The organism is Saccharothrix sp. NBAS 001 (assembly GCF_056640475.1).
In genome coordinates, this window is record NZ_CM153251.1 from 10,494,808 (window position 1) to 10,521,075 (window position 26,268).

Consider the following 26,268-nt stretch of genomic DNA (forward strand, 5'->3'; position numbering starts at 1 on the left):
TCAAGTTGCGGAATCGATGGTCGCGTCACGCCCGACCGGATGCCTAGGGTGCCCGCATGTCCCGTCGCTGGGTGCCCTGGGTGGCCGTGCTGACCGTCGTTCTCGCCGCCTGCGGCACGTCGTCCCCGGCGGCGGCCCCGTCCACGACCGTCCCCACCGTCACGACCACTACGACGACCACCGCCACGACCACGACCACCACGACGACGACCACGACCACCACGCGCCCGAAGCCCACGCCCGCCGGCAACCCCGGCGGCACGGCGGTCGTGCCGGAGGAGGCCGGGCCCGAGGACGTCGGCGCGCCCACCACCGTCGTCGGCACCGGCACGCCGGCCGGCTGCACCTCCCAGGCCGTGGTGGCGGCGGTCGCGGCGGGCGGCGTGATCACGTTCGACTGCGGCCCCGAACCGGTCACCATCACGATGGCCGCGACCGCCAAGGTCCGCAACGACGGCCCGCGCGAGGTGGTGATCGACGGCGGCGGCCTGGTCACGCTCAGCGGCGGCGGGCAGCGCCGGATCCTCTACCAGAACACCTGCGACGCGGCGCTGGGCATCACCACGTCGCACTGCCAGGACCAGGACCACCCCCGGCTGAGCATCCAGAACCTCACCCTGGTCGACGGCGACGCGACCGGCGACACCGTCGAGGGCGGCGGCGGTGGCGCGGTGTTCGTGCGCGGCGGCCGGGTCAAGGTGGTCGACTCCCGCTTCCAGGGCAACCGGTGCGACCAAACGGGCCCCGACCTCGGCGGTGCGGCCATGCGCGTGCTCAGCCAGCACGGCGGCCGGCCCGTGTACGTCACCGGCAGCACGTTCAGCGGCGGCATGTGCGCCAACGGCGGGGCGCTGAGCAGCATCGGCGTGTCGTGGGTGATCCTCAACAGCGTGTTGAGCGGCAACTCGGCGGTCGGCCGGGGCGCGAACCCGGCCCGCGCGGGCACGCCCGGCGGCGGCAGCGGCGGCGCGGTCTACGTCGACGGCAACCGGTTCACCGTCCGCATCGCGGGCTCGGTGGTCGAGGACAACCGGGCGAACGAGGGCGGCGGCGCGGTGTTCTTCGTGAGCAACGACCGCAGCGGCACGATGTCGGTCGAATCGTCCTCGCTCCGGCGCAACCCGAGCGCCGGGTTCGAGACCCCCGGCTACAAGGGGATCTTCTTCCTGGGCGCGGAGGATCCGGCCGTGAGTGGTTCAACCATTCAGTAACAGCGGGGAAAACTGGCGAACGCCGGAAAAACTCCCGTCGTTCGTCGGATTGTGAGCGAGGCTTGCGGCTGCGCATCATGAGCCGCCGGCGCGAGGCCGGCGCACCATCCCTGTGACTCGACGTCCGGCCACCCTGCACCGCTCGACCCGGCCGGGCGCGGGAAGGAACGACTGTGCGTTACACAGCGCGAAAGGCGCTTGCCCTGGCCGCGGGCATCGCCGCGACCCTGGCCGCGTTCGGCGGCCAAGCCCACTCCGCTCCGCAACCGCCGGATCCCGGCGGCGTCACCCCGCAGGTCGTCGGCGGCACGCAGGCCGCCAAGGGCGAGTTCCCGTGGATGGTCAGACTGTCCATGGGCTGCGGTGGCGCGATGTACACCGAGCAGCTGGTGCTGACCGCGGCCCACTGCGTCAACAGCACCGGCAACAACACGAGCATCACCGCGACGTACGGCGTGGCGGACCTCCAGGACACGTCGGCGGTCAAGCGGACCTCCACGTACGTCCACCGGTCGCCCACCTACCCGACGTCGACCGGCGGCGACTGGGCGTTGATCAAGCTCGCCAGTCCCATCGCCGGCGCGGCGCTGCTGCCCATCGCCACCACGAGCACCTACAACTCCGGGGTGTTCACCGTCGCGGGCTGGGGCGCCACCCGTGAAGGCGGCGCGCAGTCGCGCTACCTGATGAAGGCCCAGGTCGACTTCATCGACGACAACACCTGCAAGAACGCCGACCCGTACTACCGCAACCTCAAGCCCGCCGCCGAGATCTGCGCGGGCGACCTGGCCCGCGGCGGCATCGACACCTGCCAGGGCGACTCCGGCGGCCCGATGTTCCGCCGGGACGGCGCGGGCGCGTGGATCCAGGTCGGCATCGTCAGCCACGGCAACGGGTGCGCGCGGGCCAACAACCCGGGCGTCTACACCGAGGTGAGCACGTTCGCGGCGGCCATCAAGACGGCGGCGGACAACCTCGGCGGCAACCCCAACCCGCCCGGCAAGACGTTCGAGAACGCGAACAACGTCGACATCCCGGACGCCGGCGCGGCCGTGTACAGCGACGTGGTGGTCAGCGGTGTCACCGGCAACGCCCCGTCGACGCTGAAGGTCACCGTCGACGTCAAGCACTCCTACAGCGGTGACGTCGTGCTCGACCTGGTCGCGCCGGACGGCTCGACCTACCGCCTGAAGAACTCCAGCAGCACCAGCACGCCGAACATCAGCACGACGTACACGGTGGACGCCTCGTCCGAGGTCGCCAACGGCACGTGGCGGCTCAAGGCGCAGGACGTGTACGCGCAGGACACCGGCTACATCGACCTCTGGAAGCTCACCTTCTAAGCCCGCCGAGGATCTTCCCGTCGGGCACGTGACGGGGCCCGCTGCGAGGGTGGGCCCCGTCAACGCGTCACCAGCAAGTCCCGCGTCGAGCCGCCCGCCGCTGTGCCCACCTCCAGCGGCCGGTGGCCGTTCGCGTCGCAGGGTCCGCCGCTCCTCGGCGTTCAGACCCGCGCGCCCTCCCGCCCGGCCCGCCGGCAACCGGAGAAATTTGTCAGGCGGATGCCAAAAACAATTTCCGGAATGCGCGCCAAGTGCTAACCGGGTTTTGTCGAACAGGCTGAGCGGAGGATCGTGCCCTATCGGTGTGCAGGTCGTGCGTAGCCGCTGATCTTATGACTGTGACCAGCGCAGACGTGCCAATTCCGGCGGGTGGAAATCGGTCCGGGGTGACAACTTCTCGCCGGTGTTGCGGGAAGTCTTGCGGGGTTGTTTCGGTGCGTGGTTCATTGACGTTTCGAAACGCGTCCGTATCGCGTTGGACACACCCTGCCCCTCGTTTACGGCGTGCCTCGGCGCCAAGGAGGACCATCCGTGAGACACAGGAAACCGACCCGGTTCGGCGTGGTGGCGACCGCGGCGGCGGTCGTCGCCGGCCTCGCCGTCGGCACGGGCACCGGCACCGCCGCCCAGGGCGAGCTGCACCAGACCTACAACTGCACCTTCCCGTTGATCGGCAACCAGGACGTCGCGGTGGACATCAAGACCCGGGACGGCCAGCCGGCCTCGGTCGCGACCGGCCAGTCCACCCCGGTCATCGAGATCACCGCCGTCGCCAACGCCGGTCCGAACGCCACCCGGGGGCTGCGGCTGGCCGGCGCGGAGACCATCCGGGGCGTCGCGCGGGCCACCTCGACGGTCGACGCGCCCGGCGCGCAGGGCGACCTGACCGTGCGGGTGGGCACCACCGTGGCGGACCAGCCGATCCCGGCCTCGGGGGACCTGGTGCTCACCGCGTCCGGCAGCGCGCCCGGACTCCGCTTCGACCAGCCCGGCACGGCCACCCTCGCGGTGACCGACCTGGAGCTGGAGATGACCCCGCTCAAGGCCGACGGCACGCCCACCGGTCTGGGCACCTTCACCTCCGACTGCACGCCGACGCCCGGTCAGCCCACCGCGCTGCGGACCTATCAGGTCACCGGCTCGCCGGTGACGCCGGAAGCGGTCATCGGGTCCGGCGCGACCCCGCCGCTCAAACAGGTCTACAACTGCCCGTTCCCGTTGATCGGCAACCAGAACGTCACCGTCGACATCGCCACCGCCCCGCTCCCGGGGTCGGTGGAGCAGGGCGGGTTCACGCCGAGGATCGACATCACGGCGGTGGCCAACGCGGGCCCCACGGCCACCCAGGGGTTGCGGCTGGTCGGCGCGGAGACTATCCAGGGCACCGCGATGGCCACCTCGCTGGTGCGTTCGCCGCAGGGGCACCTCGCGGTGGCCGTGCCGACGAACGTGGCGAACCAGCCGATCCCGGCCTCGGGCGACCTGGTGATCACCGCGTCCGGCTCCGCGCCTGCGCCGGCATTCGACCAGCCCGGCACGGCCACGCTGTCCGTGCACGACCTGGTGCTGACCATGACCCCGCTCAAGGCGGACGGCACGCCGACCGGCCTGGGCACGTTCGTCGCCGACTGCACGATGGTCGACCCGGTGCAGCGCAACGTCCTGCACACCTTCACCGTCACCGGCCGGGCGGACACCCGGCCGCCCGCGAAGCCCGCCGGGCTCACGGTCGGTGAGACCACGCAGACCAGCGTCGCGCTGTCGTGGACGGCGTCCTCGGACGACGTGGGCGTCACCGGTTACGACGTGCTCCAGGGTGCGAACGTGGTCAAGTCCGTGGAGGGAAATTCGTCCACTGTGGATGGATTGGCGGCCGACACGGAGTACTCGTTCACCGTCGTGGCGAAGGATGCCGCCGGCAACCGCTCGGCGGCGAGCGACGCCGTGACCGCGCGCACCAGGAAGGCCCCCGACACCCAGAAGCCGACGGCTCCCGGCCCGCTCACCTCGTCCGGCGCGACGCTGACCAGCGTCCCGCTGGAGTGGGGCGCGTCCTCGGACAACGTGGGCGTCACGGGCTACGACGTGCTCCGGGGCTCGACGGTGGTCAAGTCCGTCACCGGCACGTCCACCACCGTCGACGGTCTGACCGCCGACACCGAGTACACGTTCTCCGTGCGCGCCAAGGACGCTGCGGGCAACACGTCCGATCCGAGCAACGCCCTCACCGTCCGCACGCTCGCCGCGCCGGACACGCAGGCCCCCTCCGCGCCGACCGGTGTGACCGTCACCGGGGCGTCGCAGGACAGCATCGGCCTGTCGTGGACGGCGTCCTCGGACAATGTGGGCGTCACCGGTTACGACGTGCTCCAGGGTGCGAACGTGGTCAAGTCCGTGGCGGGCACTTCGTCCACTGTGGACGGCTTGGCGGCCGATACCGAGTACTCGTTCACCGTCGTGGCAAAGGACGCGGCGGGCAACCGTTCCGCAGCCAGCGCCGCCGTCACCGGCCGCACGCGGACCGCGCCCGACACGCAGGGGCCGACCGCGCCGACCGGTGTGACCGTGGGCGGGGCCACCCAGTCCAGCGTTTCGCTGTCCTGGACGGCCTCCGCCGACAACGTCGGCGTGACCGGCTATGACGTGTACCGGGGTTCGACGTTGGCGAAGTCGGTCACGGGGACTTCGGCGACCGTCGACGGTCTCGCGGCCGGCACCGAGTACTCGTTCACGGTGGTGGCGAAGGACGCGGCGGGCAACCGTTCCGCGCCCAGCGCCGCCGTCACCGGTCGCACCGAGGCCGCGCCGGACACGCAGGCCCCGACCGCTCCGGCGAACCTGCGCTCCACCGCCGTCGGCGAGACCGGCGTGGCGTTGGCGTGGGACGCGTCCACCGACAACGTGGGCGTGACGGGCTATGACGTGTACCGGGGTTCGACGTTGGCGAAGTCGGTCACGGGGACTTCGGCGACCGTCGACGGCCTCGCGGCCGACACGGAGTACTCGTTCACGGTGGTGGCCAAGGACTCCGCCGGGAACGCGTCCGACCCGAGCGCGGCGCTCAAGGCGCGCACCAAGCCCGAGACCGACATCCAGGCGCCCACGGTGCCCGGCAACCTGCGTTCGTCCGGCCAGACCGAGAACAGCGTGGCGCTGGCGTGGGACGCGTCGACCGACAACCGCGGCGTGACCGGGTACGACGTCTACAACGGCTCGACCAAGACCGTGACCGTGAGCGGCACCTCGACCAACGTCACCGGGCTCGCGGCGGGCACCGAGTACGCGTTCACCGTGGTCGCCGTCGACGCGGCGGGCAACCGGTCGGCGGCGAGCGCGGCGCTGAAGGTGCGGACGAAGCCGGGGGCCGGTCCGGTCGTCAGGTACGGCTACACCCTGGCCGGCGGCACGAAGATCAAGGCGGCCAACGGGAACGTGCCGCTGGCCGGCGGCATCGACGCGGCGCTGAACCTGGCGGACGGGTCGTTCGAGGCGGACCTGGTGCTCGACCCGACCGAGGCCCGGTTCAAGATCTTCGGGTTCGTCCCGGTGGTCGCGAAGATCCAGTTCGCGGCGGCGGGCAAGACCACCGGCACGCTCGCCGGCGGGGTGCTCAAGTCCACCTCGCGGCTCACCGTGCGGCTGCCGAGGGTGACCGTGCTGGGCATCCCGGTCGGCACCGGCCCGAACTGCCGGACCACGACGCCGGCGTCGGTCCCGCTGGAGTCGAAGCCCGGCTTCGACCCGCTCGCCGGCGGCACGCTCACCGGCACCTACACCCTGCCCGCGCTCCAGGGGTGCGGTCCGCTCAACGGCCTGGTCAGCGCCCTGACCGCCGGCCCCGGCAACACCATCGAGGTGAAGCTGACCTCGAAGGCAGGCCGCTAGCCGGACGGCCCCGTCGTGATCCGATCACGACGGGGCCGCCCGTGCTCACCTGGTGCGCCACAGCTTCCAGCCGACCAGGGCGCAGCCCACCAGCATCAGCACGCCGTGCGCGACGCGGACCGGGGGCGGGGTGAAGAACTGCGGCAGGAACAGCGCGAACGCCACCGCGTACGGGACGGCGAGCGCCTTCAGCTCGACGGCGGCCAGGATCGCGCCGGCGGCGAGCAGCAGCAGGCCGAGGCCGAACATCGTGATGGCGGCCGGTTGGTAGCGGACCGCGTCGACCATCTCCAGCAGCGCCGGGTCCGGGTGTTGGGCGGCCCGCAGGCCGATGGCGTGCAGCCCGAAGACCTCCGCGCCGTAGTAGGGCAGCGTCAGCCCCGCGCCGAGGGCGGTGACCAGCGCCGCCCGGCGGACCGGGAGGGCGATGGCGACCAGGGTGAAACCGGCCACGGCGAAGAGGTGGGCGGTGATCCACGCGGTCGTCCCCATGGCCGTGAGGCCCGCGACGGTCGTCTCGTCCGAGTACGGCCGCAGGGTCGGGTAGAGCAGGAAGAAGACCCCGGCGAGTCCGAACGCGACGGCCCTGAGCCTGGTCATCGGTGCCTCCGTGAGCGCTAGTCGTTTTAGAGAGCGGTGCTCTCGACGGTGGGAATGGTGGGTGAGGCGAGCAGGTCGTGTCAAGAGCGGTGCTCTCATTTGTTGCACCTGCTCTCTCGGTCGGCCATCATCGACGCCATGACGGCCACACCCAGGCAGCGCGCGCGGGCGCAGGCGATCGAGGACATCAAGCGGATCGCCCGCGAGCAGCTCGCCGAGGCGGGCAGCGCGGCGCTGTCGCTGCGGGCCATCGCCCGTGAGCTGGGGATCGTGTCGTCGGCGGTGTACCGGTACGTGCCCAGCCGGGACGAGCTGCTGACCATGCTGATCATCGACGCCTACAACTCGCTGGGCGACGCGGTCGAGGCGGCCGAGGCCGCGTGCCCGCGCGACGACCTGGCCGGGCGGTGGCGCGCGATCGGCGTCGCGGCCCGCACGTGGTCGGTGGCCCGGCCGTCGGAGTACGCGCTCATCTACGGCAGCCCGGTGCCCGGCTACCACGCGCCCGTCGAGCGCACCGGCGGACCGGGGACCAGGGTGTCGATGCTGCTGATGGCGTTGCTGGCGGACATCCAGCGGGACCGCCCGCCGGTCGCGCTGCCCGGACCGCTGGGCGGCGACTTCGCCGTGCTGCGCGAGTTCCTCGGGCTGTCGATCGGCGACGACCTGCTGGCGCGCGGATTCCTGGCGTTCTCCGCGCTGTTCGGGGTGATCAGCTTCGAACTGCACGGCCAGTACGTGGGCAGCCTGACCGACTACGAAGCCCACTTCGCCCACCAGCTCGACTCCCTGGCGGCCCTGCTGGGCGTGTGACGCCGACGCGCGAGGGGCGGCCGAGCGTGGCGTTTGCCCGACCGGCGACGCGAACCCGCGGTCGGACGATCACGGATCGGTGCCGAGGAGCACGAACTCCAGGTCGTTCGCCACTACCCGGCGGAGCACCGGACCGCGCTGCTGCCGATCGCGCCGGTCCCGGTCATCGGCGGGGGAGCGGGGCGGTGGGGGAGGCTGCGGTGTTCCGCACCGCCGGTCACGTCGTGCGGGCGTGGCGGTAGGCCGTCGGGGTCATGCCGTAGGTGCTGCGGAACAGGCGGCTGAAGTGGGCGGCGTCGGTGAAGCCCCACCGGGCGGCCACGACGTGCACCGGTTCGCTGCGGGCGGTCAGGTCGTGGCGGCTGCGCTCCAGCCTCCGGTTGCGGATCCAGGCGGCCACGCCGAGGTCCTGGTCCGCGAACAGGCGGTGCAGGTGCCGGGTCGAGATGTGGTGGGCGGCGGCCACGGCGGTGGGGCACAGCGCCGGGTCGGCCAGGTGCCCGTCGATGAACGTCCGGACCTTGGTCACCAGCGCGTCGTTGTGCAGCGGGCCCAGGCGCCGGGCCAGCAGGGCGGCCAGCAGGTCCAGCGAGATGCCCGCCATCCGGGTCGCGTGCTCCTCGTCGCCGCCGGCCGCGAGTTCCCGGATCGCCCCCGCCAGCAGGCCGCCCAGCCCGTCGCGGCCGGACAACCGGGTCGCCAGCGCCGGTTCGACCTGGTCCGGGGTCAGCGCCAGCAACGCCTTCGGGATCTGCACCAGCAGTTTGCCGCCCGGCCCCGCCCGGTCGGCCGCCCAGCCCCGGAACGGGCGCGACGAGTCGTACAAGGTCATCTCGCCCGGTGCCAGCGCGGCCTCCCGGCCGTTCTGCTCGACCCCGAACACGCCGCCCAGGTTGAGCACCAGGTAGTACCGCTCCGGGTCGTAGCGCCGGATCAGCCGCGCGGTCCGCTCGGTGCGCAACGACGGCACGCTCACCTGCGCCAGGCGGACCGCGCCCAGGTCCAGGCAGTGCACGTCGGCGCGGAAGTCGGCCGCGTGGTCGGTGCGCAGCACGGACGGCCCCAGCGCGTGTTCGGCGATCCTCCGCCAGAACGCGAACCGCTCGGCCTCCGGCAGGTCCTCGGTGTGGAACTCGGCTTCGATCAACGCGTCGTCACCCCCGCCAGGCGCGCCCCTCCCCACGGGCGCGCGCCGCCCGACCATCGTTACCGAACCCCTGCGCGGGCCGTCAACCTCCGACTGTTAACGCCCCGACTGTCAACGCGTCACCTGCCGGCAACTTCGCCCCGCCGCCGGTCCCGCCGGCCCGGCTACCTTGGGCCCATGCTCCTCACGTCCGCGATCCTCGCGGTGAGCGCGGTCTACGTGGTCGCCGGGGTGATCAGCCGCCGGGCGCAGCCGCGCAACCGGATCGGCGTGCTGATGGTCGTGGTGGGCGTCGGCTGGTCCCTGGACCTGCTCGCGGACGACTCGACCCTGCTCTACCACGTGCTGGCGACCTCCTGGCCCGCCGTGCTCGGGCACCTGGTGACGGCGTTCCCGACCGGGCGGCTCAAGACCGCGCCGCGCCGGGCGGCGGTGGCGTCGGCGTACCTGCTGGCGGTCGTGCTCACCGTCGCCTCGGACGGGGCGGACGACCCGTGGTCGCGCGGCCTGCTCGACGCGGAGACCCCGCTGACCGTGCTGGTCGGGCTCGTCATGCTGGGACTGCAACTGCACCGCTGGCGGTGCAGCAGCGTGGCCCAGCGCCGGACGCTGACCTCGATGCTGGGCGCGTCCGTGGTGGCCGTGATCGCCTACGCGGCGTGGAAGCCGATGGCCGAGGCCGGGCTGTCCGAGCCGATCGTGGCGCTGATGCTCGCGCTGGTCGGCATCCCGTTCGCCTACCTCGCCGGGCTGGTGCGCCGGCGGGTGGACCGGGGCGGGCTCGCCGACCTGGTGGTGCGCCTCAACGTCGACCGGCCGCGCGCCGGGGTGCGCGACGCGCTCGCGGCGACGCTGCACGACCCCGGCCTGCGGGTCGGGTACTGGGCGCCGGCGCAGGAGCGGTACGTGGACGCGTCCGGCGTGCCGGTCGAGGCGGACGCGACCTGCGTGCAGACCCGCGTGGACCGGGGGTCGGCGCGGGTCGCGGTGCTGCTGCACGACCCCGGCCTGGACCTGGAACTCGTGGACGCGGCGTGCGCGGCGGTCGCGCTGGCCCTGGAGAACGAGCGGCTGGCCGCCGAGCTGCGCGCGCGGCTGCGCCAGCTGGCCGAGTCGCGCGGGAACCTGCTGCGGGCGGGCGAAGCCGAGCGCCGCCGGCTGGAACGCGACCTGCACGACGGGGTGCAGCAACGGCTGCTGTCGGCGGCGATGACGCTGGGGCTCGCCGAGGCGCTGCCCGCCGATCGCGGGCGGACCCTGGTGGCGGAGGCGAAATCCGCGGTGCTCGCGACGATCGACGAGGTGCGCGCGCTGTGCGACGGCATCCACCCGCCGGTGCTGACCGAACGCGGCCTGGGCGGCGCGGTGCGGGAGCTGGCCGCGCTGGCCGGACCGGGCGTCGAACTCGTGGTGGACATCGGGGAGCCGTTGCCGCCACAGGTGGAGACCACCGCGTACTACGTGGTCGCCGAAGCCCTGGCGAACGTGGCCAAGCACGCCGGCGCGGCGCGCACGAAGGTGGTCGTCACCACCGCCGGCGGCGGCGGGCTGGTGGTCCGGGTGGACGATGACGGCCGGGGCGGCGCGGACGTGCGCGCCGGCTCGGGTCTGCGCGGTCTGACCGACCGCGTCGAGGCGACCGGGGGGACGATGAAGGTGGTCAGCGGCACGGGAACGGGCACGAGCGTGCGGGTGGTGCTGCCGTGCGGGTCGTGATCGCGGAGGACTCGACCCTCTTACGCGAGGGGTTGGCGCGACTGCTGGCGGAAGCCGGGTTCGACGTCGTGGCGGCCGTGGAGGACGCGGACGGGCTGCTCGGCGCGGTCCGGCGGCACCACCCCGACGTGGCCGTCGTCGACATCAGGATGCCGCCGACGCACACCGACGAGGGGCTGCGCGCGGCCCTCGCGCTGCGCCGCGAGCACCCCGGGACCGGTGTTCTTGTGCTGTCCCAGCACGTCCGGGTCAGCTACGCGGCCGAACTGCTGGACGGGGGCGCGGACGGCGTCGGCTACCTGCTCAAGGACCGGGTGTCGGACCTGGCCGAGTTCGCCGCCGCGATCCGGCGGGTCGGCTCGGGCGGCTCGGCGTTCGACCCGGCGGTGGTCGGCCGGCTGCTCGGCCGGCGCGGCGGCCACGACCGGCTCACCGAGCGGGAGCGGGCGGTGCTGGCGCTGATGGCCGAGGGCCGCACGAACCAGGCCATCGCGGCGCGGCTGTTCATCGCCGAGCGGACCGTGGAGAAGCACTGCACCGCCATCTTCACCAAGCTCGACCTGTCGGCGAGCCCGCACGACCACCGCCGCGTGCTGGCCGTCCTGCGCTACCTCAACGGCTGACCGCCGAAGGTGCGGGTAGCCGCACCACGGGCGGGTGGTGGCACGGTTCCCGCGCCGCGCGCCGGCGCGGGAACCTCGGTGCCATGCTGCGACAGGGGCGGATCAGGGCTTCGTACCGCACGGATCTGGTGACCGTGCTGCTCGGCACGTGGTTCTCGCTGGGCTTGTTCCTCGACGCCTGGGCGCACTCCAACGTGCCCGAGCTGGAGACGTTCTTCACGCCGTGGCACGCGGTGTTCTACTCGGGGTTCGCCGCGACCGGCGCGTGGATCCTGTGGTTGGTGTGGCGCAACGTCCAGGCCGGCCGGCGCGGGCTCGCGGCGGTGCCCGAGGGGTACGGGCCGGCGGTGTTCGCGCTGCCGGTGTTCGCCGTGTGCGGGGCCGGCGACTACCTGTGGCACACGTTCATCGGGATCGAGCGGGGCATCGACATCCTGTACAGCCCCACGCACCTCGGCCTGATCACGTCGATGATCGTCATCTTGACCACGCCGCTGCGCACGCTGTGGGCGGACCGGGAGGTGACCGCGCCCTCGCTCGTCCGGTTCCTGCCGGCCGCGCTCGCGCTGTCCTTCACCACCGCGCTGGTCCTGCTGTTCGTCTCCTACGCCGACGCCACCCTCTACGGGCCCGACGGCGTGCTGTACGCGTTCAGCTTCGACAAGGCGGACGGCGGACCGCCGGAGACCGACCGGTTGGCGGCCTCGATCACCATCACCAACCTGGTCCTGATCACCCCGCTGCTGCTGGCCGCGCGGCGGTTCCGGCTGCCGGTGGGCACGGCGACCGTCCTCCAGGTCGTGGTGATGCTGCTGAGCACGGCGGTCGCGAACTACGAGAACCTCGGCACGGCCGCCGCGTTCCTGCTGTCCGGCGTCGTGATCGACCTCCTGCTGTGGCGGTTGCGCCCGTCCGAGGAGCGGCTGCGCGAGTACCGGGTCTTCGCGTTCGCCGCACCGCTGGTCACGTGGGTGTTCTTCTTCGCCGCGGCGGGGATCGGCGCGGGCCGGATGCCGTCGGTCACCGAGATGTGGACCGGCGCGCCACTGGTCGCGGCCCTGCACGGGCTGCTGCTCGCGGTCGTGCTGGTGCCCGCCCGGCGATGAGGATCCTGCTGGCGGCACTGGTTTTCCTGCTGGTCGCGGCGACCCCGGCGCACGCCCACGCGGGCGGCCTCACCCCGCAGGACGACCTCAGCTCGGTGATCGCGGTCGACCCGCCGCTGCCCGGCGTGACCGCCCGGATGGTCAACCACGGCACGCAGCTGGAGATCCGCAACGACGGTCCGGTACCGCTCGCGGTGGGCGAGCGGACCGTGCGGCCCGGAGAAGTGCTGCGGTACCGCGACGAACGCACCAAGGCGACCACGTGGGAGGTGCCGCTGGGCACGTCCGTGGTGCGCGGCCGGGTGGACGTCACGCCCGGACCGAACCCGCTGTGGTGGTCGGCGGCCGTCGCGCTGCTCGCGGTCGGCGGCTACTTCCTCAAGCACGCCAAGGCTTTGCTGGCCGGTGGAGTGGTTGTGGTGACCGCCGCGCACGTCCTGCACGCGGTCGGGTCGACGCTCGCGGTGACCGGCGAGCCGTTCGTGCCCCTGATGGCCGGGGCCAGTGGCGTCGGCCTGGTGGCGTGGCCGCTCGCGGTGGTCGCGGTGGTGGCCGCGGTCCGCCGCTCGCCCGCCACCGCGTTCGTCGCGGCCGTGGTCGGCGCGATGCTCGTCGTCGCCGGGATCCCGGACTTCGACAGCTTCCGGTTCTCCCGGTTGCCGTTCGCCGGTCCGGCCGACGTCGACCGGCTGCTGGTGGCCCTCACCCTCGGCGGCGGGCTCGGCCTGGCCGCCGGCGGTCTCGCGTTCATGAGGAAGGACATGGCCCGGTGATCCGAGTTCTGCTGTGCGCGGTGCTGCTGGCGGTGACGGCGTGCTCGTCCGCGCCCGCCGCGCCGAGCGGCCCGCTGGTGCTCGCCCTGTCGGTCGACCAGGCGTCGCCGCAGCGCGTCGAGGTGGCCGAGGGCCGGTCGGTCGAGCTGACGGTGACCAGCGACAAGCCGGTCGACGTGCACGTGCACGGGTTCGACGTGCTCGCCCCGGCGGCGCGGGACAAGCCCGCCGTGCTGAAGTTCGTCGCGAACCGGACCGGCACGTTCGACGTCGAAGCCCACCCGGACACGCTGTTGGCGCAACTGGTGGTGCGGTGACGTTCCTGGCGCACGGCGTCGGCGAACGGCACGACCTGCCGCTGCCCTTGGACCTCGTGCTCCAGGGCGCGGCGGTGGCGCTGCTGGCCTCGTTCCTCGCGCTGGGCCTGCTGTGGACGACACCGAGGTTCACGCCCCGGCCCGACCGCGCGGCGCGCGAGTGGTGGCCGGTGCGGGTGCTGATCCTCGCGGCGTTGCCGTTCGTGCCCGGGAACGCCTGGCCGCACCTGGTGTTCGTGCTGTTCTGGGTGGGGCTCGCGGTGGCGTCGATGCTGTTCGGGCCGGTGTGGCGGGCGGTGAACCCGGTGCGCCTGGCCGCCCGCGTCACGCTGGGCCGCGCCTACCCGCAGCGGCTGGGGCACTGGCCGGCGGCGGCGACGCTGCTCGCGTTCACCTGGGTCGAACTGGTCGAACCGCCCGCGCTGCCGTGGTTCCTGATCGCCTACGCCGCGGTGAACGTCGCGGGCGGGGTCGTGTTCGGGTCGACGTGGTTCGAGCGGGCGGACGGTTTCGAGGTGTACTCGACCCTGCTGGGGCGGCTGTCCCCGTTGCGCGGCAACCCGTTCCGGGCGCTGGTCGCGACGCCCGTCCGGCCGGGGCTGGTCGCGGTGGTGGCGGTGTGCCTGGGGTCCACGGCGTTCGACAGCATCGGCGCGACGCCGACGTGGGCCCGGCTCTCGGTGCTGCCGGACTGGCTCGGGCTCGTGCTGGCGGTCGGCCTGGTCGCGGGGACCTACCTGGCGGCTGCCCGGCGGACCGGCGGCGAACTGGCGCACTCGCTGATCCCGATCGTCGCGGGGTACGTGGTGGCGCACTACTACTCGCTGCTCGTGGTGGAGGGGCAGCGCGCCATCGCGTTGTCGGCGGGTGTCGATGGCTTCGTGCCGGACGAATCGCCGGCCGCGCCGGTCGTCGTCGCGTCGGTCCAACTCGGCGCGGTGCTCACCGGGCACCTGCTGGCCGTCGTCGCCGCGCACGACCGGGCTTTGCGGCTGCTGCCCAAGGCCCGGCACCTCACCGGCCAGGTCCCGCTGCTGGTGCTGATGGTCGGCTACACGTCCGGCGGGCTCGCGCTGCTGTTCGCCGGGTAGTCGGCGGAATTCGGAATATACCGTGGTTTTCCGAGTCCACATTCCAGACCTGCTGTGGTAGGGCGGGATCTGCCGCCGGGATGACATCGTTGGCACGACGGAGCGTCGCCACCGGGCGGACACGGTCGGCGCAACCGGTTGGTCCGACGAGGGGCGCGAACCCGCACTCGCGCGGACCAACGCGCCCGCGCATCCGCCGCCGGTGGTCTCGTTTCACCTGACCGCTTGGGTTTTCCCGGCACACGGATGAACGGCCTTGTTGCCGGAACGGCCCGATCACTACCTTTCGGAAGCGATGAATTCGCGGATCTGTGGAATTCATTCCAGGTGGATGAGAGGGCCGCGATGAACGTGTACACCACAGGTCTGCTGTGGGTCGGTGGCGCGGCCGTGGTGGCGGCGCTGATCGCCTACCTCATCCGCAAGTACGGCCCCGACGAAGGGCGTTCGGCCAACAACGAGGCCGCGGGCCAGGTGTTCACGATCGTGGGCGGCCTGCACGCGGTCCTGGTGGCGTTCGTCCTGATCTCGCTGTTCGACGCCGTCGGCGCGGCCGGGGCGTCGGCGTACCGGGAGGCGGACGGGCTCGTCGCGGCCACCTGGGCGGCCGACGCGCTGTCCCCGGAGACCGGCGACGAGGTGCGGCAGCTGTCCCGCGCCTACGCGACCACGGTGATCAACGACGAGTGGCCGCACCTCGCGGCGGGCGAGGACTTCGAGTCCGAGGGCTGGAACCAGCTCGACCGGATCCGCCGGGTGGTGGCCGACGCGCCCGCCGCCGACGAGTGGCTGATCGACCGCAAGAAGGAGGCCGCCGCCCAGCTGTGGGACGTGTTCCAGGCCCGGCAGGAACGGCTGGACGCGGCCGGTGGCGGGGTCAGCGCCGTGGTGTGGTTCGTGCTGGTGATGGGTTCGGTGCTGTCGATCGGCCTGCCGCTGCTGTTCGGCGGCCCGCTGATGCGCACGCACGTGCTCATCGTCGCGACCCTCGCGGCCACCATCACCTTGTTGCTGTACGCGACCTACCAGCTCCAGAACCCCTACGGCGGTGGCGCGGAACTCGCCCCGGACGCGTTCAAACTGGCCGTCGAGCGGTTCGGATGATCGACGCGCTGGCGTCGGCCGTCTGCTCGACCATCCAGGTCGAGGCGGGCCACCACGGGCCGTCGACGGTGTACCTGGTCGACCTGCCCGCCGGCGGCGCGCGGTCGCTGGGCACGCTGGACGTGCGGCTCAACGCGATCGGCTACTCCGCGCCGCAGGACCGCGTCTACGGGCTGGACGACGACGGCCGGGTGGTCGCGCTGGACCGCGCGGGCCGCCGGCTGGACGTGCCCTCGCGCCCGTCGCACCTGCTCGGCCGCGCGACCGCCGGCGCGGTCGTCGGCGAGCGGCTGGTGGTGCGGGTCGGCGCGCAGCTGTTCTCGGTGGACGTGGACCCGAACAGCGGGCAGTACCTGCAAGTCGTGCACGACACCTGGCTGTGGCCCTCGCCGGAGGCGCTCGGCGTGGACGACTTCGACCTCAACCCGGCGGACGGCCTGCTCTACGGCGTGGCGGCGTCCTCGCACGGCCACGCGTACGTGGTGACGCTCGACCCGTTGTCGGGCAAGGTGCGCAAGGTGCCCGGCGCGGGGCGATTACCGGGTGGCGACGCGTACGGAGCGGTCGTGTTCGGGCGCGACGGCGCGCTGTACGCGACGAACAACCGCGAGGACGGCCGCAGCACGCTGTACCGGGTCGCGCTGGACGGTTCCGGTGCGGTGTCGGAGATCGTGACGCGGCCCGCCGTGCGCACGATCGACGCCGCAGGCTGCTTGTCCGTGCCACCGGTCGTCGAACCGCCCGAGCCGACCCCGCCGCAACCCACCCCGGAGCCGCCGATCCCGCCGCGCCCGCCGGGTGTGCCGGAGGTCCCGGTGGTGCCGCCGCTGCCCGGTGCGCCCGTCCTGCCCGTGCCGACCACCCCGCCGCCGGACGAGCCGACCACCACGACGACCGAGCCGACCACCACACCGGTCCCGTCGAGGTCGCGGATCCGGGTGGCCGAGCCGCGCGCCGAAGAGGTCACCTCGATCAACCGGGAGGTCCGCGACCAGCGCCGCTGGAGCCTGGTGGCGGTGATCCTGATCCTCGGCGCGGGAGCCCTGGCCCGCCAGCACGCCCGCCGCCGCTAGGCCGGGCTTCATAGCCAGATGGTGGGGGGTGGCGAGGTTGATCATGGCCTGGCACGAAGTGGCGGTCTTGTCGTAGCGGGTGGCGACGGCGCGGAACTGTGTGATCCGGTTGAAGCAGCGTTCCACGACGTTGCGCGGCTTGTGGGCGTCACGGTCGAAGGCCGGTGGGCCTGCTGGTCGCGGCGTTCGGGGATGGTGGCCGGGATGCGCCGCCGCTGCAGTTCCGCGCGGATGGCGCCGCACGGTCCGACCGCCCCCTGTGTGGGCTGCGGTCGCGGTCGTACGGCGGGCGCCGGCGGCGTGCCGGTGCGCCCGCACGGTGCTCGACTCGACCGACACCACGCGGTCGAGTCCGTCGACCGCCTCGGCGACCACCCGCACCCCGGCCACGAGCGCGGACAGGGTGCCGCCCCGGGACCACCGCCAGAACCTGGTGCAGACCGTCTTCCACGACCCGTGCCGTTCGGGCAGGTCCCGCCACCCCACACCGCTTTGAGGACAGGCGCCGGCCGCGACCGGCCGGTCAGGGTGCGTACTGGTCGATCGTCCCGGGGTCCTCGCGCACGCCGAGCAGGACCGCGTCGAGCAGGCCGGGGAAGCGGTCGTCCAGGTCTTCGCGGCGCAGCGACAGCAGGTGGGCGCGGCCGGACGGGCGCTGCCAGATCACGCCCGCGTCGCGCAGCACCCGCCAGTGGTGGGTGAGCGTGGACTTGGAGATCTCCTTGCTCAGCACCGTTCCGCACGGGTGCTCGCCGCCGCCCGCGAGCACGCGGACCACGGCCAGGCGCATCGGGTTGCCGAGCGCCGTCAGCACGTTCTCCAGCTTGATCTGATCCCGGTCGGGGTGGTGGCCGATCACACAACCCAGTGTACGTCAGTACGAGAGTTATCGTACGATCCGATCGTACGTAGATAGTCGTACTATCGAATCGTAAGGACGTCCTCGTGGCCGACCACCGGAAACCGGGCCTCAGCCTCGCGCTGCTCGCCCTGGCTCAGTTGATCTTCGCGCTCGACCTCAACATCGTGTTCGTCGCGCTGCCCGAAATCGGCGCGGAACTCGGCTTCACCAGCCAGACCCAGCAGTGGGTGGTCAGCGCCTACGTGGTGCTGGCGGGCGGTTTCCTGCTGCTCGGCGGGCGGGCCGCCGACCTGCTCGGCCGGCGTCGGGTGTTCGTGCTGGCGCTGACCGTCTACGCGGTCTCGTCGCTGGCCGGCGGCCTGGCGACGAGCCCGGCGGTGATCATCGCCGCGCGGGCCGTGCAGGGCCTGGGCGGCGCGTTGCTGCTGCCGTCCACGTTGGCACTGCTGAACAACCTGTTCGAGGAAGGCCCCCGGCGCAACCGCGCGCTCGCCGTGTGGGGCGGCGCGGGTGCCAGCGGGCTGACCGTCGGCGCGCTGCTCGGCGGCGTGCTGACCGAGAGCTTCGGCTGGCCCGCGGTGTTCTTCGTGAACGTGCCGCTGGCCGGCGCGGTCGCACTGGCCGCGCTGGCGGTCATCCCCGCCGACGAGCGCGGCGGCGTGCGGCGGCGGTTCGACCTGCCCGGCGCGCTGACCGTGACCGGCGGGGCGACGCTGCTGGTGTTCGTCCTGGTGCAGGGGCCCGAAGTCGGCTGGACCACGCCGACCGTCCTGGTCGCGGCGGTGCTGGCGGTGGTGCTGCTGGCCGCGTTCGCGGTGATCGAGAAGCGCAGCGCGGACCCGCTGATGCCACCCCGGCTGCTGCGCAACCGCAGCCTCGTCGTGGCCGTGACGGTGACCGCGATCTTCATGGGCACCTTCGGCGCGCTGCCGTACTTCCTGACCGTGCTGCTGCAGAACGTCCACCGGTTCTCCGCGCTGGAGGCGGGGCTGGCGTTCCTGGTGCCGTCGCTGGCGATCGCGTCCGGCACCCAGATCGGCGAGCGGCTGGCCACCCGGCTGGGCACCCGGGCCACGCTGATCACCGGGTTCGCGATCGGCATCGCGGGCACGGCCGCGCTGGCGTTCGGGTTCGACGCCGAGCGCACCTTCCTCGCCGCCGTCCCGGGCCTGGTCGTGTCGGGCGTCGGGCAGGGCATCGTGTGGACCGGCATGTGGATCGCCGCCTCGACCGGGATCGCCGCGCACGAGCAGGGTGTCGCGTCGGGCCTGGCCTCGACCGCGCTGAACCTGGGCAACGCGGTCGGGCTCGCGGTGCTGATCGCCATCGCCAACGCCGGGGTGCCCGAGGGAGCCGGGGCCCGCGCGGCGATCGCGGACGGCGGGTCGGTGGCCGTGCTGCTGACCGCCGCGGGCATGGTGGTCGGGCTCGCGGCGGTGTTCGCGCTGCCGCGCAAGGCGCGCGTGGCGGAGCCGGCTCCCGCGCTGGTGTGACACCGGGTGTGCCGGCCGGCGTCGTCCGGCACGTCCGATCGGGGTCCTCCGAAGGGTGGAGGCCCGCCCCGTCCACCGGCCGACTCGCCGGACCCCCGCCCGGCCCTAGGTTTCCCGGTCGGGGAGGCAACACATGACTGGTCGGATCACGGCTCTGGACGTCCTGCGCGGCGTGGCGATCCTGGGGACGCTCGGCACCAACATCTGGATCTTCACCGACCCGGCGGGGCCCGCGGGGTTCCTCGACGGCGCGTCGGGGCTCGGTGAGGCGCTGCTGCGGATGGTCAGCAACGGGAAGTTCCTGGCACTGCTGTCCATCCTGTTCGGGATCGGGTTGGCGGTGCAGCACCGGTCGGCCGTCAAGCGCGGCCGGCGGTGGCCCGGGTGGTACCTGTGGCGGTCGGCGCTGCTGATGGTCGAGGGTGCGCTGCACTTCGTGCTGATCTTCGAGTTCGACGTGCTGATGTTCTACGCGCTGGTGTCGGTCGTGGCGGCGTTCGTCGTCGGGCGCGGGACGCGGGTGGTGTGGGGGTGGCTGATCGGCGCGGGGCTGGTGCACGTGCTGTTCGTCGGGTTCGTGACGCTGGGGCTGTCCACCGGGAACGCGTCGGTCGTCGGCGGCCTGTCGATCGACACGTCCAGTTGGCCGGCGCACGTGTGGTCGCGGCTGGACCAGGCCCTGGCGTTGCGGGCGGAGGCGGTGTTCGTGCTTCCGCTGAGCACCGTGCTGTTCCTGGCCGGCGCACTGCTGCTGCGGGCCGGCGCGCTGGAGGATTCCGTTCGAGGACAACGGATCCAGCGCCGCCTGATGGGCTGGGGCCTGGGCGTCGGGCTGCCGCTGAACGTGCTCACCACGGTGCTCGGGGGCGAGTGGTTCGCGGTCGACCGGTACCTGTGCGCGCCGCTGGTGGCGTTCGGCCTGCTGGGCGGGATCACCGCGCTGGTGCACCGGATGCGCGCCGAGCCGGGGGTGCTGCGGCGCGGCCTCACGGCGGTGGGCCGGTCGGCGTTGTCGTGCTACATCGGGCAGAACCTGATCGCGTCGGTGCTGTGCTACCGGTGGGGGTTGGACCTGGCCGGGCGGTTCGGGCACTTCGGGGTGTGGTTCACGGTCGTGATGTGGGTGCTGGTGTCGGGCCTGCTGATGCTCGGGGCGTCCTGGTGGATGGCCCGGCACAGCCGCGGCCCGGTCGAGACCCTGTGGAACTGGGCCTACCGCGCGCCGCAGCGCCGTTCGGCCGCGGTGTGAGCGCGTCCTGACGCCGCGCCGATCCCGCGGACGTCCGCCGGGCCGGTCACGGCTCGGCCCGGCGGCCTGCGGGGTCGTGGCCGCCGGCGGGCGGTGCCAGGAGGCGGCGGATCGCGGCGGGGGTGTGGCCGGTGTGCCGGCGGACGGTGCGGGTGAGGTGGGCCTGGTCGGCGAAGCCGAGGTCGGCGGCCAGGCCCGCGAGGTCGCTCGCGCCCTGCTCCAGGCGGTCCAGGGCGCGGCCGACGCGCAAGCGGTTGCGGAAGCGGGTGAGCGGGACCCCGGTGGCACGGCTGAACGCGCGGCTGAGCCGGTACGGGGAGACGCCGAGCGACGCGGCCAACGGCACCAGGCCGGACGCGGCGGGATGGTCGGCTTCGACGGCGGCCCGCGCGTGCGCGACGAGCCTCCGGTCGGCGGGGGAGGGCGGCGGGTCGGGGCGCGGGCCCCGGACGGCGGAGGCGACCAGCCCCACCAGCTCCTCGGCGACGGCGAACGACACGTCGCCGGCCCGCCCCGCGCCGGCGTTGAGCAGCCGGCGATGGGTCAGGTCGACGGCGGCGTCCACGTACAGGACCGACCGCGCCCCCTCTTCGCCCGCCACCGAGCGCCAGGCGGCCGGGGAGATCCACACCGCCGTGCACACGTCCCCGCCGGCCGGGTGCGCGAACTGCTCCTCCTCGCCCGGCACCGTCACGTACCCCGCCGTCACGCCCGGTTCGGCGGCCCCGCCCGGCGACCGCCGGCGGAACGCCCCTCGGCGCACCAGCACGACCCGGTGCGCCCGGACCTCCTCCGGCGCGGACCAGCGGACGTGGTCGTCGCGGCACGTCACGGCGCTGACCGAGAAGTCGGCGTCGGCGAACAGCTCCACGGTGGTGCGCACGGAACGGACGGTACGCGCGGGGTACGACAAAAAAGTCCAATACCGGCACCACCCGGACGGATCAGGCTGGGTGCGTTCGGAAAAACCGAGAGAGGACAACGTCATGCGCATGGTCACCGTCATGCTCGACAGCGCCGACCCCGCCCGGCTCGCCGGGTTCTACCGCGCCGCCACCGACTGGCCGATCACCCACCAGGACCCGGACTTCGTCCTGCTCGGCGACGGCGGCCAGGTCCAGCTCGGCTTCCAGCGGGTGGCCGGCTACCGGGGTCCCGAGTGGCCGGACGACCGCAAGCACGCCCACCTGGACTTCACCGTCGAGAACCTGGCGAACGCCGTCGAACGGCTGATCGCGCTCGGGGCCACCAAGCCGGACTTCCAGCCCGGCGAGGGGGAGTGGCTCGTGCTCGCCGACCCGGAGGGCCACCTGTTCTGCGTCAGCACGGCCGGCTGAACCCGCGTCCACCGTCCACAGAGGACTTGACGCGACACGGGCCCGCAGCGGCGTACCGTCGTCGGCATGACTGCGGAACGCGGACGGGTGCGGGTCGAGAACGGTGCCAAGCGGGTGCGGGCCTACCTGGCGGGCGCGCTGGTGGTGGACACGGTGCGGCCCGCGCTGGTGTGGGAGAAGCCGTACTACCCGACGTACTACTTCCCCGCCGAGGACGTGCGGGCGGCACTCGTGGCGACGGGCGGGGTGGAGCGCTCGCCCAGCCGGGGGTCGGGCCAGGTGCACGACGTGAAGATCGGTGACGTGGTGGCCGCCGGCGCGGCGCTGACCTACCCGGAATCGCCGCTGGAGCCGTTGCGCGGCCTGGTGCGGCTGGAGTGGGACGCGATGGACGAGTGGTTCGAGGAGGACGAGCCCGTCTACGTCCACCCGCGCGACCCGTACAAGCGGGTCGACGCGCTGCCGAGCAGCCGGCACGTGCGGGTGGAGGTCGGCGGTGTGCCGGTCGCGGAGTCGCGGCGGCCGGTCATCCTGTTCGAGACCGGGCTGCCGGCGCGGTACTACCTGCCGATGACCGACGTGCGGATGGACCTGCTGCGGCCCACGGAACTGCGGACGGGCTGCCCGTACAAGGGCACGGCGGAGTACTGGTCGGTCGTGGTGGGGGACGAGGTGCACGAGAACGTCGTGTGGGGCTACCGCACGCCGTTGCCGGAGAGCCGCGCAGTGGCCGGGTTGGTGTCGTTCTACAACGAGAAGGTCGACATCTTCGTGGACGGCGTGCGCGAGGAGCGACCTCGGACCCAGTTCAGCTAGCCCGATCGAGTTAATGCGGTGCCCGGTTCGGGCCGGTCGGCGATCTTGTCGGCACACCTCGTGAGAGATGGTGGGCCACGGTGGCGCTCCGGTGGGTGCTGTTGACGGTGGCCGCGCTCGCCGGGTGCGGGTGCCGTGTTCCTCGCCGCGTTCCTGGTGTTCGGGGGACGGCGGGTCCACCCGGCCGGAGCGACCTGGTGCCCAGCGGCTCGGGCGAGGTCGTCGCGACGGTGGCCTGGCGCACCGCCCGCTCGCGCCGTGCGTGACGGGTCGGACCGAGGTCGTGACGACCGACGGTGAGTCGACGTGAAGCGGTGCCGGCCCGGCCACGACGGAAGTGGCGGGCCGGTGCCGGGACGGGCGTTCGGGAACGCTGCGCGACGGTGTTCCGCCCGGACGGCGGATGGTCGCCAGTCGTCGTTGCGGTGGAAAGTCGCCTGGTGCCCTCCAACGTGTTCCCGGCGTCGCCCAAAGGCCACCGCGACCCCCGGATCGTCGCCCGCAAGATGACGCTCCTCCAGGCTCCGCACATGAAGCCGCTGACCGAGTTCGCCCGCAAGATCGCGGCCGACCGGAAGGTGGACGTGCCGCTGTTCGACCCGGCCAGCGGCGGTGTGAAGGCGAAGGTCCTGCTCCTGCTGGAGTCGCCCGGACCGGCCTCGGCGGCGTCCAGGACGGGCTCCGGCCTGATCTCGCTGGACAACGACGACCAGACCGCCGTCAACGGGTTCACCGCGCTCAAGGAGGCGGGGCTGTCCCGCGAGTCGTGCCTGAACTGGAACGTCGTCCCGTGGTACCTGACCGGTCACGCGCCGACCCCGGCCGACCTGCGCGCGGCCGTGCCCTACCTGGTCGAGCTGCTGGGGCTGCTCAAGGAGCTGAAGGTGGTCGTGGTCCTCGGCACGCCCGCCGGCACCGGCTGGAGCCTGTCCGGGCGCGGGTACGGGCTGAAGGTGTTCAACGCGCCGCACCCGTCGCCGCAGTCCATCAACCGCGACCGGGCGACCCGCTGGCCGCAGCTGGTGGGCGCGTTCCGGCAGGCGGCGGACGCCATCAAGTAATCCGGGCGGACGGCCGGGTCGTCACCCGATCGGGCGCGGAACCGGTTCAGCGGGGGAAATGGTGGGGCGGTGTCGAAACCGGCTGGGCTCCTTCGTCGAACGGGTAGTAGGACACCCGGAAGGAGCCCGTGCCATGACCACCACCCTTACCCACCGTGACCGGTCTGTTCTCCGCGCGGTCGACGCCGGCCGGTGCGCTTACACCGCCGGCACGCTCCTGGTCGACGGCGTGGGTTGCTGCGACCAGTTCGTCGGCGCGCGCCTGGTGGCCGCCGGCCTGATCGCGTGCGGCTCGGGCCCTGCGCGGCTGACCGCCGGCGGGCGTGCCTTGCTCGACCATCTCGCGACCGGCGGGGGAGGGGGTGCGGGGTCGCGGTAGGGCTGTTCGTCGGTGGCACGAGGGTGTTCGTCGGTGTGCGTCTCCCGGGGGTTACGGTTGCTGCGCGGGCGGGTGGGTGATGGCTCGGTGCTCGTGGTGGGGCGGAGGAATCGGGCCGCCTGCCGGGGTTTCGGTAGCTGCGTGAACCGAATGAGAACGGGAATGCGGCGATGTGAACCCGTGGGTAAAGAAACGTCCTCCCCACACACGCAGGGTGTTCCGGTGTACGTGCCGCCGGGCTCAACCACCCAGCGGTCCTCCCGCGCACGCGGGGTTGTTCCCCGGAGTACTTGGCGTTAGATCGCTGTGCGCCGGTCCTCCCGCCCACGCGGGGGTGTTCCGTTGCGTCCAGGTCTTGGCGGCTCGGTTCGCAGCTCCTCCCGCGCACGCGGGGCGTTTCCGCGCAGTCGGGGAGGCCCGGCCCGGCTCGCAGTCTTTCCTGCACACGCAGGGGTGTTCCCGGCTGGCACGGGTAACCGGCCGTGATCAGCTGTTCTCCCCGCGCACGCGGGAGTGTTCTCGTCTGAAGGCGGAGGTTCTGGGCCAGTGGGGTGTCGTCTCCGTGCACACGGGGGTGTTCTTCCGCCCGCGCTCGTCCACTGGGCCATCACCAAGCCTTCCCCGCGCACGCGAGGGTGCTCCGGCAGCTTCCAACCGAGGTCGCACGTGGGCACGTTCTCCCTACGTGCGCGGGGGTGTTCCACGCGCAGAACGCAAACAACGCACTTGCGGTGGGTCCTCCCCGCGCATGCAGGGGTGCTCCCGCGACCGCGTGCCGGTTGCGGCTGGTGCCGGCGTCCTCCCTGCGAACGCGGGGCTTCCCCCGAACCGGGCCACGACAGCTCGGAAAGAGTGCGTGCCGCGATCTCCCCGCGCCACGCCGACGCCGTCAGTCGCGGTAGAGCTGTTCGTACGCGGCGCGGGCGCGGGCGTCCTCGTCGGCGTGCGCACGGCGTCGGGTCTCCTCGCCCAGGCCACGCGGATAACCCTGCTTGACCAGGCGTTCCTCGGTCGTCTGCCACATGTACGACATCGAGTAGAAGTAGCCGACGAGCAGCCCGAGCACGATCGACAGCACCCGGATCAGCAGCGGGCCGGGCAGCAGGAGCAGCAGGAGGATCGGCGACATCTGCACGAACCCGCGCACGAAGTGCCGCACCGCCCACGTCCGGCAGGTCACGTCGTGCAGCACCCACTCGTCGCACCGGTGCGGCAGGCGTCCGCCCAGGGCGTACCACACCCACTGAGCCGGGTTGGGCCTCTTGCCGCGCAGGGTCATGGCTACAGCTTGGCACGCACCGCGCGGTCGATCCGCCCGCGCAGCTCCGCGAAGTGCGCCACCAGCTCCGGTGGGCCGTGCACCTCGAACTCGCAGCCCAGTTGCACGAGCTGGAACGCCAGGTACTCCAGCGTGTCGGTGTGGCTGCGGACGTGCGTCCGGGCCTCGTCGAGCGCCGTCAGGTCACCCGGGTCGTCGCCGAGCCGGTCGCGCACCTGGTCGATCGGGAGTGCGACGGTGACCACCGCGCGGTAGGTCGGCGCGAGGCTGAGCATCCGCTCGCGCACGTAGGTCGCCACGTCGGCGGCGGGCAGGTCGCGGTGCGGCGCGCGGGCGGCGGTGGGGTGCAGCCGCCGCATCCGGTCCACCCGGAAGATCCGCCAGTCGTCCCGGTCGACGTCGAAGGCCAGCAGGTACCAGCGGCGGCCGACCGGCATCAGGTGGCGCGGCTCGACGTGCCGGCGGCTCGCCACGTCGGAGACCGACCGGTAGTGGAAGCGCAGGCGTTCCCGGTTGGCGATCGCGGAGGCCAGGGTGGTGAGGTGCGCCGGGTCGACGGTGGTGGCGGGGTGGCCGCCGAGCGAGACCGGGACGGTCGCCGCGCCGAGTGCGCCGACCCGGTGGCGCAGGCGGGTCGGCAGCACCTGTTCGAGCTTGGCCAGCGCCCGGACGGACGCCTCCTCGATGCCGGTCACGGCCTGGCGCGCGGCGGTGCGCAGGCCGACCGCGATCGCCACGGCCTCCTCGTCGTCCAGCAGGAGCGGCGGCATGGCGGCACCGGCGGCCAGCCGGTACCCGCCCTCCGCGCCCATGGTGGCGTGCACCGGGTAGCCGAGGTCGCGCAGCCGCCCGATGTCCCGCCGGATGGTCCTGGGGCTGACCTCCAGCCGCCGGGACAGCTCGCTGCCCGGCCACTCGCGCGGGGTCTGGAGCAGGGACAGCAGCGCCAGCAGCCGGCCCGGGGTGTCGTTCATGCCGTCGATGATGCCG

At 72.9% G+C, this 26,268-nt stretch carries 24 protein-coding genes and 1 pseudogene; 19 read left to right on the top strand and 6 right to left on the bottom strand.

Annotated features, from left to right (window positions below; translation table 11 throughout):
- Positions 1-56: 56 nt before the first annotated feature.
- From AC0HI0_RS47630 to AC0HI0_RS47645, 4 genes and pseudogenes are all read left to right on the top strand, one after another.
- Entirely contained in the window at positions 57-1,211 is a 1,155-nt protein-coding gene (locus tag AC0HI0_RS47630; RefSeq protein WP_480930059.1) for a hypothetical protein, read from the top strand.
- A 173-nt stretch (positions 1,212-1,384) separates the two neighbouring features.
- Positions 1,385-2,188, top strand: a pseudogene (locus tag AC0HI0_RS47635) (S1 family peptidase); the annotation flags it as partial.
- Between the two features lie 90 nt (positions 2,189-2,278).
- On the top strand, positions 2,279-2,554 hold the full coding sequence (locus AC0HI0_RS47640; RefSeq protein WP_480934551.1) for a proprotein convertase P-domain-containing protein: 276 nt from the start codon (positions 2,279-2,281) through the stop codon (positions 2,552-2,554).
- Between the two features lie 531 nt (positions 2,555-3,085).
- A complete protein-coding gene (locus tag AC0HI0_RS47645) occupies positions 3,086-6,439 on the top strand; it encodes a fibronectin type III domain-containing protein (protein ID WP_480930060.1) in 3,354 nt (1,117 codons plus the stop codon).
- 45 nt (positions 6,440-6,484) lie between these two features.
- On the opposite strand, the gene AC0HI0_RS47650 is transcribed toward AC0HI0_RS47645, so the two are convergent.
- Positions 6,485-7,039: a hypothetical protein gene (locus tag AC0HI0_RS47650; RefSeq protein ID WP_480930061.1), complete on the bottom strand. Its 555-nt coding sequence runs from the start codon at positions 7,037-7,039 to the stop codon at positions 6,485-6,487.
- A gap of 138 nt (positions 7,040-7,177) precedes the next feature.
- Here AC0HI0_RS47650 and AC0HI0_RS47655 point away from each other — a divergent pair, with 138 nt between their 5' ends.
- Complete coding sequence (locus tag AC0HI0_RS47655; protein ID WP_480930062.1) at positions 7,178-7,852, top strand: TetR/AcrR family transcriptional regulator; 675 nt, start codon at positions 7,178-7,180, stop codon at positions 7,850-7,852.
- Positions 7,853-8,069: 217 nt separating this feature from the next.
- Here AC0HI0_RS47655 and AC0HI0_RS47660 read toward each other — a convergent pair whose 3' ends face one another.
- Positions 8,070-8,999, bottom strand: a complete 930-nt coding sequence (locus AC0HI0_RS47660) for an AraC-like ligand-binding domain-containing protein (RefSeq protein WP_480930063.1) — start codon at positions 8,997-8,999, stop codon at positions 8,070-8,072.
- 177 nt (positions 9,000-9,176) lie between these two features.
- Between AC0HI0_RS47660 and AC0HI0_RS47665 the strand changes: the two genes are divergently transcribed.
- The 8 genes from AC0HI0_RS47665 to AC0HI0_RS47700 all read left to right on the top strand — a co-directional run bounded on the left by AC0HI0_RS47665 (position 9,177) and on the right by AC0HI0_RS47700 (position 16,802).
- Complete coding sequence (locus AC0HI0_RS47665; RefSeq protein WP_480930064.1) at positions 9,177-10,715, top strand: sensor histidine kinase; 1,539 nt, start codon at positions 9,177-9,179, stop codon at positions 10,713-10,715.
- A complete protein-coding gene (locus AC0HI0_RS47670) occupies positions 10,703-11,338 on the top strand; it encodes a response regulator transcription factor (RefSeq protein ID WP_480930065.1) in 636 nt (211 codons plus the stop codon). Before AC0HI0_RS47665 ends, AC0HI0_RS47670 begins: the two co-directional genes overlap by 13 nt.
- Before the next feature lie 83 nt (positions 11,339-11,421).
- On the top strand, positions 11,422-12,444 hold the full coding sequence (locus tag AC0HI0_RS47675; protein ID WP_480930066.1) for a hypothetical protein: 1,023 nt from the start codon (positions 11,422-11,424) through the stop codon (positions 12,442-12,444).
- Positions 12,441-13,217: a hypothetical protein gene (locus tag AC0HI0_RS47680; protein WP_480930067.1), complete on the top strand. Its 777-nt coding sequence runs from the start codon at positions 12,441-12,443 to the stop codon at positions 13,215-13,217. The genes AC0HI0_RS47675 and AC0HI0_RS47680 overlap by 4 nt, the downstream gene beginning before the upstream one ends.
- Positions 13,214-13,534 (top strand): cupredoxin domain-containing protein, encoded by a 321-nt coding sequence (locus tag AC0HI0_RS47685; protein WP_480930068.1) that lies wholly within the window; start codon positions 13,214-13,216, stop codon positions 13,532-13,534. Before AC0HI0_RS47680 ends, AC0HI0_RS47685 begins: the two co-directional genes overlap by 4 nt.
- Entirely contained in the window at positions 13,531-14,625 is a 1,095-nt protein-coding gene (locus tag AC0HI0_RS47690) for a hypothetical protein (protein WP_480930069.1), read from the top strand. Before AC0HI0_RS47685 ends, AC0HI0_RS47690 begins: the two co-directional genes overlap by 4 nt.
- 345 nt (positions 14,626-14,970) lie before the next feature.
- Entirely contained in the window at positions 14,971-15,729 is a 759-nt protein-coding gene (locus AC0HI0_RS47695; protein ID WP_480930070.1) for a bestrophin-like domain, read from the top strand.
- Entirely contained in the window at positions 15,726-16,802 is a 1,077-nt protein-coding gene (locus tag AC0HI0_RS47700) for a DUF6923 family protein (RefSeq protein ID WP_480930071.1), read from the top strand. The genes AC0HI0_RS47695 and AC0HI0_RS47700 overlap by 4 nt, the downstream gene beginning before the upstream one ends.
- A gap of 523 nt (positions 16,803-17,325) precedes the next feature.
- Here AC0HI0_RS47700 and AC0HI0_RS47705 read toward each other — a convergent pair.
- A complete protein-coding gene (locus AC0HI0_RS47705; protein ID WP_480930072.1) occupies positions 17,326-17,661 on the bottom strand; it encodes an ArsR/SmtB family transcription factor in 336 nt (111 codons plus the stop codon).
- An 86-nt stretch (positions 17,662-17,747) separates the two neighbouring features.
- Here AC0HI0_RS47705 and AC0HI0_RS47710 point away from each other — a divergent pair, with 86 nt between their 5' ends.
- Together AC0HI0_RS47710 and AC0HI0_RS47715 are read left to right on the top strand one after the other, a co-directional pair.
- Complete coding sequence (locus AC0HI0_RS47710; protein ID WP_480930073.1) at positions 17,748-19,157, top strand: MFS transporter; 1,410 nt, start codon at positions 17,748-17,750, stop codon at positions 19,155-19,157.
- 133 nt (positions 19,158-19,290) lie between these two features.
- On the top strand, positions 19,291-20,406 hold the full coding sequence (locus AC0HI0_RS47715; protein ID WP_480930074.1) for a DUF418 domain-containing protein: 1,116 nt from the start codon (positions 19,291-19,293) through the stop codon (positions 20,404-20,406).
- 46 nt (positions 20,407-20,452) lie between these two features.
- Here AC0HI0_RS47715 and AC0HI0_RS47720 read toward each other — a convergent pair whose 3' ends face one another.
- Positions 20,453-21,289, bottom strand: a complete 837-nt coding sequence (locus tag AC0HI0_RS47720) for a helix-turn-helix domain-containing protein (protein ID WP_480930075.1) — start codon at positions 21,287-21,289, stop codon at positions 20,453-20,455.
- Positions 21,290-21,392: 103 nt separating this feature from the next.
- Between AC0HI0_RS47720 and AC0HI0_RS47725 the strand changes: the two genes are divergently transcribed.
- From AC0HI0_RS47725 to AC0HI0_RS47740, 4 genes are all read left to right on the top strand, one after another.
- Complete coding sequence (locus AC0HI0_RS47725) at positions 21,393-21,743, top strand: VOC family protein (protein ID WP_480930076.1); 351 nt, start codon at positions 21,393-21,395, stop codon at positions 21,741-21,743.
- Positions 21,744-21,809: 66 nt separating this feature from the next.
- Positions 21,810-22,559: a DUF427 domain-containing protein gene (locus tag AC0HI0_RS47730; RefSeq protein WP_480930077.1), complete on the top strand. Its 750-nt coding sequence runs from the start codon at positions 21,810-21,812 to the stop codon at positions 22,557-22,559.
- A gap of 440 nt (positions 22,560-22,999) precedes the next feature.
- Complete coding sequence (locus AC0HI0_RS47735) at positions 23,000-23,620, top strand: uracil-DNA glycosylase (RefSeq protein ID WP_480930078.1); 621 nt, start codon at positions 23,000-23,002, stop codon at positions 23,618-23,620.
- Positions 23,621-23,753: 133 nt separating this feature from the next.
- A complete protein-coding gene (locus AC0HI0_RS47740; RefSeq protein WP_480930079.1) occupies positions 23,754-23,999 on the top strand; it encodes a hypothetical protein in 246 nt (81 codons plus the stop codon).
- 889 nt (positions 24,000-24,888) lie between these two features.
- Here AC0HI0_RS47740 and AC0HI0_RS47745 read toward each other — a convergent pair.
- On the bottom strand, positions 24,889-25,278 hold the full coding sequence (locus AC0HI0_RS47745) for a DUF5313 family protein (protein ID WP_480930080.1): 390 nt from the start codon (positions 25,276-25,278) through the stop codon (positions 24,889-24,891).
- A gap of 2 nt (positions 25,279-25,280) precedes the next feature.
- Positions 25,281-26,252 (bottom strand): helix-turn-helix transcriptional regulator, encoded by a 972-nt coding sequence (locus tag AC0HI0_RS47750; protein WP_480930081.1) that lies wholly within the window; start codon positions 26,250-26,252, stop codon positions 25,281-25,283.
- Between the last annotated feature and the right edge of the window lie 16 nt (positions 26,253-26,268).